The 18,566-nt window shown below is 40.3% G+C and carries 16 protein-coding genes and 3 tRNA genes (1 of these 19 only partly in view); 13 read left to right on the top strand and 6 right to left on the bottom strand.

All coding sequences use genetic code 11. The features are described from left to right. Positions 1-85 precede the first annotated feature (85 nt). The 8 genes from DW005_RS10985 to rpsR all read left to right on the top strand — a co-directional run bounded on the left by DW005_RS10985 (position 86) and on the right by rpsR (position 5,215). Positions 86-1,579, top strand: coding sequence for an L-fucose/L-arabinose isomerase family protein (locus DW005_RS10985; protein WP_117479410.1), 1,494 nt, complete (start codon positions 86-88; stop codon positions 1,577-1,579). 107 nt (positions 1,580-1,686) lie between these two features. Next, positions 1,687-3,165 (top strand): xylulokinase, encoded by a 1,479-nt coding sequence (gene xylB, locus DW005_RS10980; protein WP_117479408.1) that lies wholly within the window; start codon positions 1,687-1,689, stop codon positions 3,163-3,165. Positions 3,166-3,169: 4 nt separating this feature from the next. Further along, positions 3,170-3,613 carry a hypothetical protein gene (locus tag DW005_RS10975; protein WP_117479406.1) on the top strand — a complete coding sequence of 148 codons (444 nt, stop codon included), beginning with the start codon at positions 3,170-3,172 and terminating at the stop codon, positions 3,611-3,613. 15 nt (positions 3,614-3,628) lie between these two features. Then, positions 3,629-3,814 carry a hypothetical protein gene (locus DW005_RS10970; RefSeq protein ID WP_022376003.1) on the top strand — a complete coding sequence of 62 codons (186 nt, stop codon included), beginning with the start codon at positions 3,629-3,631 and terminating at the stop codon, positions 3,812-3,814. A 40-nt stretch (positions 3,815-3,854) separates the two neighbouring features. Then, positions 3,855-4,028 carry a DUF951 domain-containing protein gene (locus DW005_RS10965; protein ID WP_022376002.1) on the top strand — a complete coding sequence of 58 codons (174 nt, stop codon included), beginning with the start codon at positions 3,855-3,857 and terminating at the stop codon, positions 4,026-4,028. A gap of 129 nt (positions 4,029-4,157) precedes the next feature. Beyond that, a complete protein-coding gene (gene rpsF / locus DW005_RS10960; RefSeq protein WP_117479404.1) occupies positions 4,158-4,445 on the top strand; it encodes a 30S ribosomal protein S6 in 288 nt (95 codons plus the stop codon). A gap of 18 nt (positions 4,446-4,463) precedes the next feature. Then, complete coding sequence (locus tag DW005_RS10955) at positions 4,464-4,910, top strand: single-stranded DNA-binding protein (protein WP_022376000.1); 447 nt, start codon at positions 4,464-4,466, stop codon at positions 4,908-4,910. A 41-nt stretch (positions 4,911-4,951) separates the two neighbouring features. After that, positions 4,952-5,215, top strand: coding sequence for a 30S ribosomal protein S18 (gene rpsR / locus DW005_RS10950; RefSeq protein ID WP_022375999.1), 264 nt, complete (start codon positions 4,952-4,954; stop codon positions 5,213-5,215). A 60-nt stretch (positions 5,216-5,275) separates the two neighbouring features. Here rpsR and DW005_RS10945 read toward each other — a convergent pair whose 3' ends face one another. Further along, positions 5,276-6,130, bottom strand: a complete 855-nt coding sequence (locus DW005_RS10945; RefSeq protein ID WP_117479402.1) for a zinc ribbon domain-containing protein — start codon at positions 6,128-6,130, stop codon at positions 5,276-5,278. Positions 6,131-6,278: 148 nt separating this feature from the next. Between DW005_RS10945 and DW005_RS10940 the strand changes: the two genes are divergently transcribed. The 5 genes from DW005_RS10940 (at position 6,279) to DW005_RS10920 (ending at position 11,844) form a co-directional block, all read left to right on the top strand. Continuing rightward, positions 6,279-8,333, top strand: a complete 2,055-nt coding sequence (locus DW005_RS10940) for a DHH family phosphoesterase (protein WP_242989435.1) — start codon at positions 6,279-6,281, stop codon at positions 8,331-8,333. Beyond that, positions 8,333-8,779: a 50S ribosomal protein L9 gene (gene rplI, locus DW005_RS10935; protein ID WP_022375995.1), complete on the top strand. Its 447-nt coding sequence runs from the start codon at positions 8,333-8,335 to the stop codon at positions 8,777-8,779. The genes DW005_RS10940 and rplI overlap by 1 nt, the downstream gene beginning before the upstream one ends. Positions 8,780-8,781: 2 nt before the next feature. Then, complete coding sequence (gene dnaB / locus DW005_RS10930) at positions 8,782-10,131, top strand: replicative DNA helicase (protein WP_022375994.1); 1,350 nt, start codon at positions 8,782-8,784, stop codon at positions 10,129-10,131. Between the two features lie 155 nt (positions 10,132-10,286). Then, positions 10,287-10,841, top strand: a complete 555-nt coding sequence (locus tag DW005_RS10925; protein WP_022375993.1) for a MerR family transcriptional regulator — start codon at positions 10,287-10,289, stop codon at positions 10,839-10,841. A gap of 136 nt (positions 10,842-10,977) precedes the next feature. Continuing rightward, positions 10,978-11,844: a cell motility protein gene (locus DW005_RS10920; RefSeq protein WP_022375992.1), complete on the top strand. Its 867-nt coding sequence runs from the start codon at positions 10,978-10,980 to the stop codon at positions 11,842-11,844. A gap of 372 nt (positions 11,845-12,216) precedes the next feature. On the opposite strand, the gene DW005_RS10915 is transcribed toward DW005_RS10920, so the two are convergent. From DW005_RS10915 to DW005_RS13880, 5 genes are all read right to left on the bottom strand, one after another. Then, positions 12,217-14,439 carry a substrate-binding domain-containing protein gene (locus DW005_RS10915; RefSeq protein WP_117479400.1) on the bottom strand — a complete coding sequence of 741 codons (2,223 nt, stop codon included), beginning with the start codon at positions 14,437-14,439 and terminating at the stop codon, positions 12,217-12,219. Positions 14,440-14,466: 27 nt separating this feature from the next. Next, positions 14,467-17,526 carry a glycosyl hydrolase family 8 gene (locus tag DW005_RS10910; protein WP_181975035.1) on the bottom strand — a complete coding sequence of 1,020 codons (3,060 nt, stop codon included), beginning with the start codon at positions 17,524-17,526 and terminating at the stop codon, positions 14,467-14,469. A 686-nt stretch (positions 17,527-18,212) separates the two neighbouring features. After that, positions 18,213-18,283, bottom strand: a tRNA-Cys gene (locus DW005_RS10900). Positions 18,284-18,361: 78 nt separating this feature from the next. Then, a tRNA-Glu gene (locus DW005_RS10895) sits at positions 18,362-18,433 on the bottom strand. A gap of 80 nt (positions 18,434-18,513) precedes the next feature. Next, positions 18,514-18,566: transfer RNA gene (locus DW005_RS13880), tRNA-OTHER, on the bottom strand (it continues 65 nt past the right edge of the window).

Raw genomic sequence — 18,566 nt, 5'->3', positions numbered from 1 at the left:
GGTACTGATTTTGTTTCAAGAGTGCTTGTTTTATCAGGCACAGTAAACGATTACTATTTATATAAAGAAAGGATGGTTTTTAAAAATGAACTTAAACAACATGCCAAAAACCAAAATCGGAATTGTTGCAGTAAGCCGTGACTGTTTCCCTGAGTCACTTTCTGTAAACAGAAGAAAAGCTTTGGTAGAAGCTTACACAAAAAAATATGGAGCAGATGACATTTATGAATGTCCTGTATGTATCGTAGAAAGCGAGATTCAGATGGTCGAAGCTTTGGAAGATATCAAAAAAGCCGGCTGCGATTCTCTTTGCGTATACTTAGGTAACTTCGGTCCGGAAATTTCTGAGACTTTGTTGGCAAAACACTTTGACGGTCCGGTTATGTTCTGTGCCGCTGCTGAGGAATCCGGCAACAGCCTGATGGATGGCCGTGGAGATGCTTACTGTGGTATGCTCAATGCAAGCTACAACTTGAAATTGAGAAATACAAAAGCATACATCCCTGAGTATCCGGTTGGAACTGCTGAGGATTGTGCTGACATGATTCATGAGTTCGTTCCGATTGCACGTGCAGTCGTAGCATTGAACAACTTAAAGATTATCAGCTTTGGTCCACGTCCACTTAACTTCCTTGCTTGTAACGCTCCAATCAAACAGCTTTACAACATGAACGTTGAAATCGAAGAGAACTCCGAACTTGACTTGTTCGAAGCATTCAATAAACATGAGGGAGACGAAAGAATTCCTGGCGTGGTTGCTGACATGGAGAAAGAGCTTGGTGCAGGTAACAAAAAACCTGAAATCCTTGCAAAACTTGCCCAGTATGAGTTGACACTTCTTGACTGGATCGAAGAGCACAAAGGTTACCGCAAATATGTAGCAATTGCCGGCAAATGCTGGCCTGCATTCCAGACACAGTTTGGATTCGTACCTTGCTATGTAAACAGCCGTTTGACAGCACAGGGTATTCCGGTATCCTGCGAGGTAGATATCTACGGAGCACTTTCTGAGTTCATCGGAACTGTTGTAAGCCAGGATGCTGTAACACTTCTTGACATTAACAACTCCGTTCCTGCTGACTTGTACGAAGAAGATATCAAGGGCAAATATGGCACTTATACATTAAAAGATACATTCATGGGATTCCATTGCGGAAATACAGCAGCTTGCAAGCTGACTGCTCATGAGATGAAATATCAGAAGATTATGGCTCGTTCACTTCCAATCGAAGTTACAAACGGAACTTTGGAAGGTGACATCGTCCCTGGCGATATCACATTCTTCCGTCTGCAGAGCACAGCCGATGCACAGATTCGTGCTTACATCGCACACGGTGAAGTTCTTCCGGTTGCTACACGTTCCTTCGGAGCAATTGGTATCTTCGCAATTCCTGAGATGGGCCGTTTCTACCGCCACGTATTGATTGAAGGTAACTATCCTCACCATGGTGCTGTTGCATTCGGTCACTTTGGCAAAACATTGTACGAAGTATTCAAGTATATCGGTGTTCCGGTTGAGGAAATTGGTTATAACCAGCCGGCAGGTGTTCGTTACCCAACAGAGAACCCATTCGCTTAATAATCAAATAGCTTAAAGTATAAGAAAGCGACTCGCTTGCGGGTCGCTTTCTATCAATACAGAGATTCTTAAGAATCCAACTAAAAAAACAAATCAGGAGGTACATTATGTATTACATTGGTGTTGATTTAGGAACATCAGCAGTAAAACTGCTTTTAATGGAAGGAAACGGTAAAATCTGCAATATCGTTTCAAATGAATATCCATTATCTTTCCCTCAGCCGGGATGGTCTGAGCAGAAACCGGAAGACTGGTGGGATGCTGTCGTAGACGGTATCAAAAAACTGGTAGACGGTTTTGATGCTTCAGAAGTTGCCGGCATTAGTTTCGGTGGACAGATGCACGGTCTTGTTATTCTCGATGAGAATGATAACGTAATCCGCCCGGCCATTCTTTGGAACGACGGACGTACAACCAAACAGGTTGATTACTTAAACAACGAAATCGGAAAAGAAAAACTTTCTGAGTATACCGCAAACATTGCATTTGCCGGATTTACTGCTCCGAAAATTCTCTGGGTAAAAGAAAATGAGCCGGAAAACTTTGCTAAAATTGCAAAGATTATGCTGCCAAAAGATTACATCGCATACAAAATGACAGGCGTTCACAGCTGTGATTACTCCGATGCATCCGGTATGCTTCTCTTGGACGTAAAGAATAAATGCTGGTCTAAGGAAATGATGGAAATCTGTGACGTAAAAGAAGAACAGCTTCCAAAATTATTTGAAAGTTATGAAGTAACCGGTTCTCTTACCAAAGAAGCTGCTGCTGCCCTTGGTCTTACAACCAATTGTAAAATTGCTGCCGGCGCCGGTGATAACGCTGCTGCTGCAGTTGGTACCGGAACGGTTGGTGACGGTGGATGTAATATCTCACTTGGTACTTCCGGAACCATTTTCATTTCCAGCAAAGAATTTGGCGTAGACCGTTTCAACGCTCTTCATTCTTTCGACCACGCAGACGGAAACTTCCATTTGATGGGCTGCATGCTCAGTGCTGCTTCCTGTAACAAATGGTGGATGGATGAAATTATTGGAACAAAAGACTACGGAAAAGAGCAGGAGCCAATTACCGACGATAAACTCGGCGAGAACAACGTTTACTATCTCCCATATCTGATGGGCGAGCGTTCTCCTCATAACAACCCGGATGCCAGAGCACTCTTCATTGGTATGTCAATGGATACAACACGCGCTGACATGACACAGGCTGTTTTGGAAGGTGTTGCATTTGCTATGCGTGACTGCTATGAAATTGCAAAAGACCTCGGCATTAACATTACAGAGACAAAAATCTGTGGTGGTGGCGCAAAGAGTCCTTTGTGGCGCAAAATCATGGCAAATGTATTAAACATTAACGTAAACATTATCGAGAGTGAAGAAGGTCCTGGTCTTGGCGGCGCCATGTTAGCTGCTGTTGCCTGTGGCGAATATGCATCCGTTCAGGAAGCTGCTGACAAGATTGTCAAAGTTATCGGCACAGAAAAACCAGATCCTGCACTTGCTGCTAAATACGATAAGAAATACGCAAAATTCAAAGAAATCTATCCTACAGTAAAAGGACTGTATGATACACTAAAAGCTTAATATTATGAAGAAGAAATTATTATCACTTCTGTTTCTTGTAGCCACACTCGCCTTGACGGGTTGTGGCTACAAAAAACCGGAAGTTCATTCGATGCTTGGCATGAATATCAAATCCATCACAACTGTCTGCGGCACTGACTGCAGCATGGATACCATTGATACTTCATCCACAAGCGACCATGGTATGATAACCTACTACTACACCGATGTTGCCGGTGACAAAGGAATATCCGATGCCAAAACCTACTATAATTATTTAAAGTCAGAAAAACACTGTATCAAAATTGATGACTTTGATGAGAAAAAAGGAAATTATTCAGCTTATTTCCAATTAAATGAAAAACAGGTTAAATCGGGCTTTTTAATGAAAGTATCCTTTACCAAAAACAGTTACACCGTTTACATCGAGGACAACATATCATTAGAAAAGATTAACAAGAAAAAGTAGCAAGGGGGGCTTTTCATGTCAGAAGAATATCGTTTCAAAGACCGCATTAAAGACATTATTAACGGCGATGTCGACTATGACAAACTGCGAAAGGCAGAAAAGCAGGGATGGATTGACCGGGCGGACACCGGATTCCAGCTCTTTCTCATCCTCTTCTTCCTTGGCTTTTTCATTGTCATGTTGATTAAATATTTTTTGTAGCAATCCGAGGACAAATAATTTACAGAAAGGACAGATTACGATGGATTTTTCAGTAGGACAAAAGATTAAAATGAAGAAACCTCATCCCTGCGGCGAAAATTGCTGGGAAATTTTACGGGTAGGTATGGATTTCCGCCTACGCTGCACAAAATGCAGTCATCAGGTAATGGTACCTCGAAAAACCGTCGAGAAAAGTTTTCGTGGATTTTTGTAAATTTTTCTTGTAATTGCCTACCCTCTGTGTTATAATTTAACTCCGTGATATTTAATCATATTCCTTGTTCTTCCTCTATGAAGTGTATAGATTGGAAGAGCCAGAGACCAAAAGGAGGTGCAAGCAACTATGAATAAGTATGAATTAGCTTTAGTTGTTAGTGCAAAAGTTGAAGACGAAGTAAGAAATGCCACCGTCGAGAAGGCAAAAGAGTATATCACTTCTCTTGGCGGAACGATTACAAACGTCGATGAATGGGGCAAGAAAAAACTTGCTTATGAAATTCAGAAGATGGGTGAAGGCTTTTATTACTTTATTCAGTTCGACGCTGAGCCAAGTGCTCCGGCTGAATTGGAACAGAGACTTCGCATTATGGACAACGTGCTCAGATACTTATGCGTAAGACAGGAGGCATAAGATAAGGAGGAGTCTTCCATGAATAAGGTAATTTTAATGGGTAATCTGACCCGTGACCCTGAGATTCGTTATTCCCAGGGTGAAAATTCATTGGCTATTGCCAGATTTGGCATTGCAGTAAATCGTCGTTTTGCCCGTCAGGGTGATACCGATACCGATTTTTTTAACTGTACTGCATTTGGCCGTCAGGCTGAATTTGTGGAAAAATATTTCCGCAAAGGTTCCCGTATGTTGATGACCGGTCGTATTCAGAACGACAATTACACCAACAACAACGGTGAAAAAGTATACAGTGTCCAGATTATTGCTGAAGAAATCGAATTTGCAGAGCGCAAAAGCACAGCGGATGCAAACGCAGCCCAGGGTGGAAACTTTGGTGGCGGTGCTCCACAGCCAAACGCAGCAGCAAATGATGACTTCATGAACATTCCGGATGGTATCGAAGACGGACTGCCATTTAACTAGGCTTAGCTCTTGATACAAGAATTTTATAGGAGGTTTTAACGATGGCTTACAATAAAGACAGAGGCGATTCTCCAATGAGAAGAAGAGGCCCACGTAGAAGAAAAAAAGTTTGTGCATTCTGTTCTGACAAAGAGCATGATTACATTGATTACAAAGATGTTGCAAAACTGAAACGATATATGTCTGAAAGAGGTAAAATTCTTCCTAGAAGAATTACCGGTACATGTGCAAAGCATCAGAGAGCTTTGACTGTAGCAATCAAACGTGCCCGTCACGTATCCTTGATGCCATATACATTGGACTAATTGCATAGAATCCAAAAAGAACTGATTCCGCAGAATCAGTTCTTTTTTCATGTGCTTTTCTTATAATTTAATTTTGCTGACAACAAACCCAAATTCGGAGCTGTCGTCTTTTTCCAAATACACTTTGTATTTTTGCGATACTCCTTTGACACTACTGCCCGCATTCGTCAGATATGCTTCCACCGTAAGACGGTATTTCCCCTCTTCATACTCCGTAATCTTTTTCACTTTCATCTGATAATCTTTTCCCGGAATCCGCATGGAATTAAACACAATTGTATTTCCGGTCGGACGGTACACATAGCCCGGATAAGTTCCCGTATACGCAAATTTGTATTTGTAATTGCTGCCAAAAATCTTTTTAATTTCTTTCTTAGCTTCCTTCTTCACTTTGGACATTGAATCACCATACCGCAGTGTCTTATCCGAATGTTCCAAATTAAAAATTGCCATCGTCGTCACAAAGGTCGTGTCAAATTTAAATCTATGGGAACCATTTGCATAAAACGATGCGCTGTATGCCAAAAATGGTTTCAGCCGTTCTGTCAAAGGTTTCATCTCTTTCTTCATCGTCTTCGTTACATCCGATGGAGTAAACGCGTACGGCGTAGCAGTCGGTGCCGGCGTAGCTGTTGCCTTTGCTGCCGGATTATCTGAATCCTTTCCGGATTTTCCTGAATCCACAATCTTATTCTGCTCTGTCGTCTGACCCTTATCAAACGACGGCATCGTAATTTTCCCTGTCCATATAAGATAGGTAAGTACTGCTGCAATGATAACAACAAAAACCGCAATCACACTTCCTATAAATGCCTTACTAGACAGCATCCGCTGCATCCATCCAATTCGATTTCCGCAATAATAGCAGAATGTATCATTTTCCCTTAATTCTGTTCCGCACTTTTTACAGTACATGGTATCCTCCTTTACTCAATCTTTTGTTCTCTATTTTACCCTCATAATACATCTATCAAATAGGGTTTGTCAACATTTACAATCCGTGATATAATAATATTCTTGATATGATGAAATTTGAAAACATTTCCTGGGAGGAGGTAAAAAGTTGAGTCAGAATCGAATTAAAGGGACTTTGAAATCTTATTTGCGATGGCCGCTCTTATTAGGGCTTTTATTAATCGCAATGAATGTTCATATTTATATAACCAACCTGCGTGCCGGCATTATTATGAGTATTTACGTTTTATTTTACTTAATCATTGCCAGTGTCTTATACTTTTTCAAACGAGGTGCTGTACTACGCAACTTAGTCGATTACTCGATGCGATTTCACGTCACGGTTAATAAACTTGCCACGGAATTGGACATTCCGATTTGTATTTTGGACACAAACGGAGTCTGTGTGTGGGATAACAAGAATTTCCGCAAACAGTTCTCCGACAAATTATCAAAAAACTACCATATAAACGATGCCATTCCGGCTCTCACCAAAGAATATCTTCCTGAGGAAAATTATGAGACAACAGAACTTCATTTTCACGTGGAAGAAACTTACTTTAAGGCAATTACGCAATTGGTTTCTCTTGAAAAGGCACCGGATGCCCTCCATAAAAACGCCGGTCAGGTGGGAATCGGTGACGCTTTGTATGTCATTTACATTTATGATGAAACCGAAATTGTGCACTATATCCGTGAAAACTACGACCAGCGTGTCAATGTCGGCTTGCTCTACATCGATAATTACGATGAATCCCTTGCAAATGTTGACGATGTACGCCGCTCCTTATTGGCTGCGATGGTTGATCGAAAAATCAATAAATACATGTTAAGCATTGATGCGATTACGCGTAAAATTGAAAAGGATAAATACATTTTCCTCTTCCAGCATAAATATCTGTCAAAATTGCAGACAGACAAATTCTCGCTGCTTGATGATATCCGCTCGATTAATGTGGGAAATGATACTTCCATTACCATTAGTATGGGAATCGGAATTCAGGCAAACACTTACCGCAAACGTCAGGAATATGCCCGCAGTGCTATTGATTTGGCACTTGCCCGCGGTGGTGATCAGGTTGTCATTAAGACAAAAGACAATTTACTCTATTATGGTGGAAAAAGTATTCAGCAGGAAAAAAATACACGCGTTAAAGCCCGCGTAAAGGCGCAGGCACTGCGTGATTCCATTATTAATGCTGATAAAGTAGTCATTATGGGACACCGTCTGCCGGATGTCGATGCAATTGGCAGTGCTATTGGTATTTACCGAATTGCTCAGTCTCTGGAAAAGCCAGCGAAAATCATTGTAAATCAGGTAACTTCTTCACTGGCACCACTTTTGAAATTATTTGAGAACAACAAAGATTATCCGGATGGCACTTTTGTTACAAGTGAGAATGCGAAGGAATTTATCGGAAATGGAAACGGAGTTTTACTTGTGGTCGTTGATGTTAACCGTCCGTCCTACACCGATGCACCGGATTTGATTCCGATAGTTTCCTCTCTAGTGGTTATCGACCATCACAGACAGACCGGTGAATCCTTTGAAAACCCTACTCTCTCCTATGTTGAGCCGTTTGCTTCCTCAGCCAGTGAGATGGTAGCAGAAATTTTACAGTATGCCGGTGAGGAAATCCGTGTAAAAGCCGTAGAAGCCGATGCACTTTATTCCGGTATTATGGTTGACACGAATAACTTTATGAATAAACCGGGTGTCCGCACCTTTGAAGCAGTTGCATTCCTGCGTCGTTCTGGAGCAGATATTATTCGCATTCGCAAAATGTTCCGTTCCGACATTGAAGAATACAAAATTCGAGCTGAAGCAATACAAAATACAGAAATTTTTATGGATTGTTTTGCTATTTCTCCTTGTAATGCGGATAACTGTGAATCGCCAACCATTGTTGGTGCAAAAATTGCCGATGATCTTCTTGATATCAAAGGCATCCGCGCTACTTTTGTATTAACTGCCTATGAAGGTAAAGTTTATATCAGTGCTCGCTCCATTGATGAATTAAATGTTCAGGTTGTCATGGAAAAAATGGGTGGGGGCGGCCACATTACCAGTGCCGGTGCCCAGCTTGAGAACTGTACACTGGAAGAAGGCGCTGAACAAATCAAACAAATTTTAACTAAAATGAAAGAAGAAGGTGACATATAATGAAAGTAATTTTACTCGAGGATGTGAAATCCGTTGGAAAAAAGGGTGAAGTTGTAACCGTAAAAGACGGCTATGCCAAAAATTTTATTTTGAAAAAAAATCTTGGCGTAGAAGCAACCTCAAAAAATTTAAATGATTTAAAACTTCAGAAACAAAATGACGAAAAGGTTGCTGCAGAAAACTTGGAGAAAGCGCAGGAATTCGCCAAAGAGCTGGAGACAAAATCCGTTGAAGTTGCCATTAAAGCAGGTCAGGACGGACGCGTTTTTGGTTCGGTATCCACCAAAGAAATTGCTACCGCTGCCAAAGAACAACTTTCCTATGATTTGGACAAGAAAAAAATGCAGTTAAAGGAGCCAATCAAAAACATTGGAACCTACCATGTGCCAATCCGTCTGCACCCAAAAGTAACAGCCGAACTTAAAGTAATTGTTAAAGGAAAATAATCATGGATGAAACTGTAATCAAACGAGTTATGCCGCATAATGGAGAGGCAGAAGAAGCAGTTATCGGTTCAATGCTTCTTGACCAGGATGCGGTAGTTCTCGCTTCTGAAAAACTAAATGAAGATGATTTTTACAATGCCAGGTACCGCATTTTGTTTTCCGCTATTGTGGAATTGTTTCATGAAGGACGTCCGGCAGACTTAGTTACTCTTGTGGATAAACTTCATGAGAAAAACGCTTCCGATGACATTTGCAGTGTTGAGTTTCTCAGTAATATCATTTCCGCCGTTCCTACATCAGCCAATGTCCGCTACTATGCAGATATTGTTGAACAGAAATCACAACTGCGCTCGCTGATTCGAACAACGGAGGACATTGCCAACCGATGCTATCAGGATTCCGCTAATGTTGCTGAGCTGATGGATGATACGGAACGCAAAGTTTTTGAACTCGTTCAGGGACGTGCCTCCTCTGAAAATTTTACACCAATTAAAGAGGTTGCCCTGGAAACACTTGAGAGTATTCAAAAAGCTGCTCAGAACAACAGTGATGTAACCGGAATTTCGACCGGCTTTATTGATTTGGATTATCGAACAGCCGGCTTGCAGCCATCCGATTTAATTTTGATTGCTGCCCGCCCATCCATGGGAAAAACTGCTTTTGCTCTGAACATTGCCGAAAATGTTGCTATGATTAATCATATTCCAACTGCTATTTTCAGTCTGGAAATGAGCAAAGTGCAGCTTGCCAAGCGTTTGGTTGCCATGAACTCAAAAGTAGATTCCCAAAGAATCCGAATCGGCGAACTGGAAGATGATGAATGGGCAAAGATTACCGAGAGCTCTATTATCCTCGGTGAATCAACGCTTTATATCGATGATACCGGCAGCATTTCCATCAATGATTTACGAAGTAAATGCCGTAAACTAAAAATGGAAAAAGGCCTCGGTTTAATCATTATCGATTACCTTCAGCTCATGTCCGGTAACAGCGGTTCAAAAAACATTTCCCGCCAGCAGGAAATTTCGGATATTTCACGTTCCTTAAAATCTCTGGCACGTGAACTGGACTGCCCGGTAATTGCGCTTTCCCAGCTCAGCCGTAAAGTAGAAGAACGTGAGGACAAACGACCAATTCTTTCTGATTTGCGTGAATCGGGAGCGATTGAGCAGGATGCCGACGTTGTTATGTTTTTGTACCGCGATGAATATTACACAAAAGACGCTTCTACCAAAAAGGGAATCACCGAGATTATTATTGGTAAGCAGCGTAATGGTCCAACCTGTACCGTCGAACTTAAGTGGTTGAACCAGTACACAAAATTTGCAAATTTGGAATATCACGACGAATAAATTCCATTTTCTCTGTCGAATCGGGGCTTTGGCTCCGATTCTTCTTGTTTTTTGTCGTCCTGTGTCACACTGTTTTTTTACATTTAATGCATGTCCAATCAATCGACATTTTTCCCATGCTATAATAAAAAAAAATAAAACAGGAGGTTATCTACATGGAAGCAAAACAATATACCATTTCGGAAGCGGCAAAAAAACTTCACGTAGGCTCTCACGTTCTGCGCTTTTGGGAAGAGGAACTTCACTTGAATATCCCGCGAAACGAAATGGGGCACCGCGTTTATTCAGAAAAAGAAATGAAACAATTAGAGCAGATTATTAATATGAAGAAAGACGGTTTTTCCTTAAAAGACATTGAACACAAACTCTCACCAAAATCATCCGGCCAGGTAATTCCCTACCCGGTTTCCGAGTCGGAAATTTCCCCAAATGACAAAATGATACAGTTTAAAACCATTCTTTCCCGTATTGTCTCCGATGCTATAAGGGAAAATTCTGACAGTCTTACATCGGATATTGCTGATACTGTATCGGTGCAGGTCAACAAAGAATTGGATTATCTGTTTCGCGAAAAAGAAGAGTCAGATGAAAAACGTTTTCGTGAACTGGATGAAACCATTCGCAGTTACCAGAAAGCAAGGCAGGAAATTGCAGCCACGCAAATAACTGCAAATAAGGCAAAAAAACGTCATGTTTTTGGCAAAAAATAGTACTGTAATTATTTTCATTTCCTCTTGATTTTAAACTATTAAAATGATATAATATATCCACGCAAAGCGATTGATTTTTGTCTATTTAGCACAAAAATCAAAAAACATTTTAATATTAAAAAAGGAGGAATTTGAAATGTTCGCTAAAATTTCAAAAAAGGTTGTAGCTGTAGCTTTAGTTGCAACTATGGCTGTTACCACCGCTGCAGTAGCAAGTGATGATACAGCTAGCGCAGCAATGAAGAAAAAAGCTTCTGTTATGCAGGGTAAGGAAGTAAAATTGACTGCAAGTGGAAGTGCAACATGGTCATCCAGCAATGATAACATTGCTCACTGCCAGAAAACAAAAGGCAAGTCCATCAAAGTTCTTGGTATCAAAAAAGGTACCGCAACAATCACTGCAACTGTAGGCGGAAAGAAACAGACATGTAAAGTATCTGTAAAAAACGCAAAGAAGGGTACAGTAATTTACAACTTCGCTAAATCTACTAACCCGGATAACCATCCACCATACAAAGCTGATTACTCTGAGTTCAAATATAACTCATTCCGTATCTGGCTTTGTGACGCAACATTCTGGGGCGAGAAAACTTACATCTCTCCTGACTACCGTGGACGCAAACTGAAAATTTCTTTGAAAGTAAAGAACTCCGGTAAACGTACACTTCCTGAGATGGGTGTTTGCTTCAACTATACTTCAGGTGGAGACACAGGTGCTTACCCATGGGCTCTTCATGTTTCTGCTAAGAAACTGAGCGCTAAAGTTAAGAAAGACAAAACACATAAACACTGCAAGTTTGTCACAAAAGCTATGAAGAAAGGTAAATCTTACACCTTTAACTTCACATTTACAATTCCTAAGAATGCTGTAAATGGTGACACAGACAAAGATACAGGTGCTCACTACCCAATCATGATGTACATCCCGAACATGAAAGATACTTCTCCATACAAAGAAGGAGATTCTATCACAGTTCAGAAATGTGTAATCAAAGTTGCTTAATTGTAAGTAATGAGAACGCTAAAAAGGCTGTTGCTTCGGCAACAGTCTTTTTTTTATCCATTGTAATAGGGTAGAAGGTAATATCAAAGGAGTTCACGGACACGCTTGATCTTGGCTATATCCTTCCCACTACTAGGGCGGATTATGGCTTTTCACCCATTAGTGACGTGCGCCGCCAGGCGCACTAAAAAGGATCTTGCCCCTTCCTCCTGTGAGAAAAGAGACAAGACCCTTGATAATCCTGCTGTGATATCACTCGATGCCATCCCGAGCCCATTCGTCGTTGCCTCAGACCATCCGGCAACTCTCTACAGACTCCCTGAACACTTACTACTGATTTTTCTATCCATCTCCAATTTACTCATATTTTTTTCATGTCAACATTGTTTTACGATATTTACTGGGAGACATACCATACAGACGGGCAAATACTTTCGAAAAGTACAACTCATCTTTATAGCCAACCAAAAAAGCAATCTCTTTAATCTTTTTCTGAGTATGAATCAGAAGTTCCTGCGCCTTTTCCATTCGATAAGAAGTAATATAATCTTGTATTGACTTCTGATATATTAATTTAAAGCAATGGGACAAGTGCGTACGCGATACACCAATTCGTTTTGCCATGTATGTAACAGAAATTTCTTTTTGATAATTCTGTCTAATTTCGTTCATTACCTCAAAAGCATATTTTGCAGCACTCGTCTGCATTTGTGCACCAACTTTCATTTTCATTTTCGCACTGCGAATGCACTCGTCTGTACTAGAAATAGTTCCCACTTCCTTAACAAACCATCCATAGCGTACTTCTATGAAAAATTCTTTATTCCATGAAATATTCACTTCATTTACTTCATTAACAAAATTTTGTGCAAGAACTTCTATTTCTTCCTGCATTTTATCCTCTAGTAATAGGCAAAAATCACTTCCTCCTAATCGTCCTAACACATGTTTTTCCTGCTCAAAATTTTTAAAAACAGACTTCATACACAGAAGGATTTCATTTGATTCTTTTTTTCCATATATTTCTGTTATTTCCTGTAAATTGTCTAATCTTACATAGAAAAAGACACAATTAACTCCTGCTGCTGTCGCATCATGTAGCATTTGTGTAGCCATTTCATGAAACCCATACGGATTATACATATGTGTAACCGAATCTCGTCGAATAAGGCGTATTTTATCGTTGCTTAACTGTTCAATTTGATTTTGTATATAAATATTTTCTAACACGGTGCAAATGTTTATCACAAAAGATTGATAAAAATCTTCTGCCGCATAAAATCGATTATTAAAAAACGAAATGATTGCATAACCAAAACAATGCTTTTGATAATGAAGCGGGTTGATATAAAAAACACAAGGCCTGTCCGTCACTTCGTCGGCAGGCAAAAGATTTTTTCTTTTAAAAAGTTTTTGTGGCATCGGCACTTCAATTGACATTTTCTTTCCATAATAGGCATGTAATAACATTTCCATCTCATCCTCATATGGACTTTTTCTAGAATCATCCAATTCATATTTCTCATCCGGATTTAGGCATATATAAAAGTCTGAAACACCCGTGTTTCCTTCTACAAACTTTCCAACTAAATCCGGAATGCCCTGATAATCTCGTATTCCTTCCATCCGAAAAACCATAAACATATTCTGCTTATACAAGTGAACCATACGCTGATTTTTTTCAAATTGTTTACGAAAAATTTGTTTCGCTTCTTCCGCTTCTTTACATCCACAGGAATTTCGATACTGATTTTGCGTTGAAATATAATATTGCTTTTCTAGTTTTTCACCTCGTTCCGCCTTTTTAATAATTTCCATAGCACATCTCGCAAAATTTTCTGGGCAAGCTTCAACTGTTGTCAACATTGGATATGTATCTCTAGCCTCCTCAACATCATCAAATCCCGTCACAATAATATCCTCCGGTACACGGAATCCTCGATCGCACAGTTCCTCACATACAGAAATTGCCATATAATCATTGGCACATAGAATCGCATCAGGTCTTTCATCATCCAGTGAAAAAAAATAATCAACTGCTTCTTTACCAATGTTATACCACAAATTCCCCATAAAGATGTATTCCTCACGAAAGGCAACACCTCTGCTTTTCATTCTTTCGCGAAATCCGACCTCCCTCATACGGATATCATACATGTAAGAGGGACCAGACAAGTAATAAATCCGCTTTGCGTTATGTTCATCTACCAAATGATCAACCATAGCCATAATAGCCTTTTTATCATCGCTGAGCACACTAATAAACTCATCTCTTTTTTGTCGAATGCTAATCACAGGGCAATGCGCCTTTTCCTTTACCTGCTCAATTAATTTTCCTACCATGCTAGGAATATCAAACACATCAAGGCATAAAATAATCCCATCCAATTCGTCATAATTTGGAATATAAAGACAATTGCTTTCTCCTTCCACATAATCATGATTGTTATCGTATTCACCAAAAGTCGAAAAAACAACCAAATTGTATCCATTTGCCACCGCTTCATCAGCCAGCGCACCACACAGGGTGCGCTGGAAATATTCTGGAAGCTTGCAAACAAATACACCTATCGTTTTTTTTCGGTTGTTAAGCATGTATGATATCCTTTCGCAATTTTTTACTTATTTTCCGAATTGTATCCAATCAATCTGAACTCCCGGTTTACTTGCCTGTATATAAATTTTTGTCTTTCCTGTAACCGTAGGCCACACAGAATTCTTAGCCTCTTTCCAAGAACCATTACCTAGTTCATACACCGTTGCCACAGTAGAAGTTAAACTTCCACTTCGTACAAACAACTGTCCACTATTATTTAGTTCTTTCACATAGGCAGTTATACGCTGTGCGGTTTCACCTCCAAAATCAAGATCAAACGCTATATATGAATCCGTACTGTTTAAGGTGACTTTTCCATCTTCAATCTTTACATCTTTGGAATCTACATAGTCTTTAGCCTTTATTTTTTCAAATGGCCCGGACACTACCGGTACATCAGGTGACTTACTATCCTTTATCGTAATCGACATAACAGCATTTTTCCCCGCATCGAAGACAAATGTCAATTTCGTTACTCCTACTGCCTGTTTGGAAAGATACTCTTTGCAAATAGACACTATATCACCACTAATGGTATAGTCCTTTCCTTTTTCTAACACTGTATTCCCGTTTCGAATTTCTGATAACGTTCTAACACCATTTAAAATAATTTTTGTTGTCACATCTTCTTGCTTATCTGCACTCAAATCAAATTCGGCATTTGTTGTCGATATTTTGCCATTCACGACGTCTACTACCGGCGTATCACCCAAATATGCGCGGAATTTACCACTGCAATGTAACAATCCCATCATATAAAGACATCCATCATAGTATCGATATTTCCCTGTTGTTGGAGAAATGTTCCACAAATCCTCAAGGAATGACCATGATTTTTTGTCACTAGATGCCAGACTCGCTGTTGCATTCATAGCAACCAATCCCGGAGAATGATCAGGACCAAGATTCTTTCCATCTAATGACCACTGATTTCCATAACTATCAACACCCTGGTCGTAGAAGAACGACTGGATTCTATTCGCGTGCGTGGTTGCCCAGGTATCCTTCGCCCACCATGCATAGTCGCAGGCAATATTAGCTGCAATTCGCCATGCATCAAATCGGAAATCACCATGATTTCCTTCGTTCTTAGCAGCCCCTGTATATTCGGAATAATCCGGACCTAATCCGGTTTTTTCATTTGTTGCATCTTTAAAATGCTGTCGACTAGCTTCAGCTGCCTCGCTCCAGAAATCATTGTCCTGCTCTGCCTTTATCGCCCAAACTTCATAAAATGCCGGCAAATGATACGATGGATCACTATATGTTGCAGCGTTTCCAATTGGGCAGAATACAGGCATTTTATGTGTTTTGTCAAACATATTCACACCTTGACCATCATCTGCCTGATGAAGCATCGTTGTCAGGATTTCCTGCGCTTCTTTGTTATAGTTATAAATTCCTTCACCATTTCCCCAGCGCGCTGATGCAAACAATAACGATGTTGCAAAATATTCCTCGCCGTCTGATGCCGGCGTACCCGAGATTTTGCTTCCATCCGTTTTCATCTGCCAGGCAAAATATCCTTTAAACTCTCCACTTGTATGCTGCATATAAGTTTTTGCCCATTTCCACAGACGATTAAACTCTTCCTTCTTGTTCATTTGAACGCAAATCATCATACCATAAGACATTCCCTCAGAACGTACATCATCGGTATCTGCTGTATAAATATAAGCCATATCTTCGCCTACCGGATAATAGATTCGTTCTTCATCATTACCATAAAACAATTTTTGCCAGGCCGATTCGACCTTCTCATCTATCTCTGCATCCGAATATCCTAATTCCTTAAACAAATTTCTGTATTTTTCTGTATACACAGCTCCCATTGATGCTGGTGTTGGAGCATCCGGAAATGGTTTCACATCACCAATGTAATAAAGTTCATAACTATTTACAAAGGTATCATTCGATCCATTATCTGTTTCAAGTAAAAATTTTATTTCCTGATTTCCTGTTACATCTGTCATTTTAAATTCAAAAGACTGCTCCGACAACGTAGTTCCAGTAAATCCAACTGTTCCAACTTTCTTTCCGCCAATATATACAGAAACATTCGCCGTTGTCGAATTACTAGATGCTCCTTTAACCACCATACGGTATTTTTTATTTGTCCCTACAAATTCGTAAGATGTGCTACAATAGTCACCATTAGCATACAACGCTACTCCTGAATATTCCTTACCACTCAGATAGCCAGCCATACCTTTGTATGGCATTTTACTGCATTCTCCGCTATTCACCAATTGCGGTTCCTGACTTGCGGACGGTGTTGGCTGTGCCGTTGGCTTCTCCGTTGGCTTCTCCGTTGGCTTCTCCGTTGGCTTCTCCGTTGGCTTCTCCGTTGGCTGTGCCGTTGGCTTCTCCGTTGGCTCTGCCGTTGGCTGTTTCGTTGGCTCTGCCGTTGGCCGTTTCGTTGGCTCTGCCGTTGGCCGTTTCGTTGGCTCTGCCGTTGGCCGTTTCGTCGGCTCTGCCGTTGGCTGTTTCGTCGGCTCTGCCGTTGGCTGTTTCGCCGGATCTGCCGTTGGCTGTTTCGTCGGCTCTGCCGTTGGCTGTTTCGTTGGCTCTGCCGTTGGCTGTTTCGCCGGATCTGCCGTTGGCTGTTTCGTTGGCTCTGCCGTTGGTTGCTTTGTTTGGTCTACCGTTGGCTGCTTCGTTGACTCCGTCGTCACAGTTACCACGGGCTTATTCTTTTTTGCCACAACCTTCACTTTTAATTTACACTTTTTCTTCTTGCCTTTTGCCTTTTGTGTTATATACACTTTAGCATTTCCAGCTTTCTTAGCATAAATTTTTCCCTTTTTATTCACTGTCACAATCTTTTTGTTTGAAGACCTGAATTTGAATATCTTCTTTATCTTCTTGGGTGAAACTTTTTTTCCGCGCAACTTTAGCTTTAACTGTAATTTCTTTTTTTCTCGAATCACCAAAACACCTTTGGTCATCTTATTTGTTACAGTAATTCCCTGCTTTTTCTTTTTTGCCTGCGAGAGATTTGGAGCTGCGCCCAAAGTGGTCGTAAGCACAAGAGAAGCAACAAGGAAAAAAACAAAAAGGGTTTTTCTACGTTTTGCATAACACATGATCATCATCCTCCTCTATTGAATATTTTTTTTTATTATACTACAACTAACAGCCTAATTCGATGGAAAAATGTATTTTAAATATATGGATAATTGCCATCATTCCATGAGTTATTACATTCTTTTTCTCCATGTTTCTTCATAAAATATACAAACCATTATTCTTACAATTCTTTGGGGATTAAAAGAATATTGATACAGTGGATATAAGGATAGTAATTCAATTCTTGTCCCCATGTATGTAAAACCTGGATAATGCCAAGTGTTGCCCCGAGATACATTTTGTTTTCCAATAATTCCAAAAGTGTCTCGGCGGAGCATTTATGAAACAAGGAACACAAAAGTTTCTGATTAGAACAGACCAAAGAATTTAGTTCGGCAAGTATGGTGACACCAAGAGGAGAAAGGATAAAAATACATCGAAAATCCCCCGGAAGAAATGACATCCAAGGACATTCGCCGTATGAGCGAAGAGGAACTTCCAGACATTGACTATTTTCTAAATAAGTTGACCTTAATGACGATTTTAGAGAAGAATTTTTTTACATCTTTTAAATCCCAAACCATCTATTTGTCATGTCCACATATCTGCGGGCTCTTTTCCATTTAGGAAAGCGCCGCATACGGTCTTTCCTATAAAGCAAAGTTACAAAAGACTCCGATTAATAATCAGAGTCTTTGAAAAGAGGCGACTAACGGATTTGAACCGATGATCAGGGAGTTGCAGTCCCATGCCTTACCACTTGGCTAAGTCGCCATATTCTATACATATGTGAGCAATCCACTTCCTATGAATATAATATCACAGGATAATTCCTATTGCAATATGAAGAAATGACCCCTACGGGAATCGAACCCGTGTTACCGCCGTGAAAGGGCGATGTCTTAACCGCTTGACCAAGGGGCCAGTGTCTGCTATCTCTAACAGATAATACGCGTCCCTGTCACGAAGAACACGACTGTATAACTTCTTAGTAAATACAGAAACTCCCCGAGTAGGGCTCGAACCTACAACAACTCGGTTAACAGCCGAGTGCTCT

It is taken from the genome of Clostridium sp. AF36-4, assembly GCF_003435975.1.
In the GTDB taxonomy this organism is placed as follows: Bacteria; Bacillota; Clostridia; order Lachnospirales; family Lachnospiraceae; genus Eubacterium_F.
Note: the sequence above shows the minus strand (reverse complement) of the source record. Positions and strands in the feature narration are given on the sequence as shown.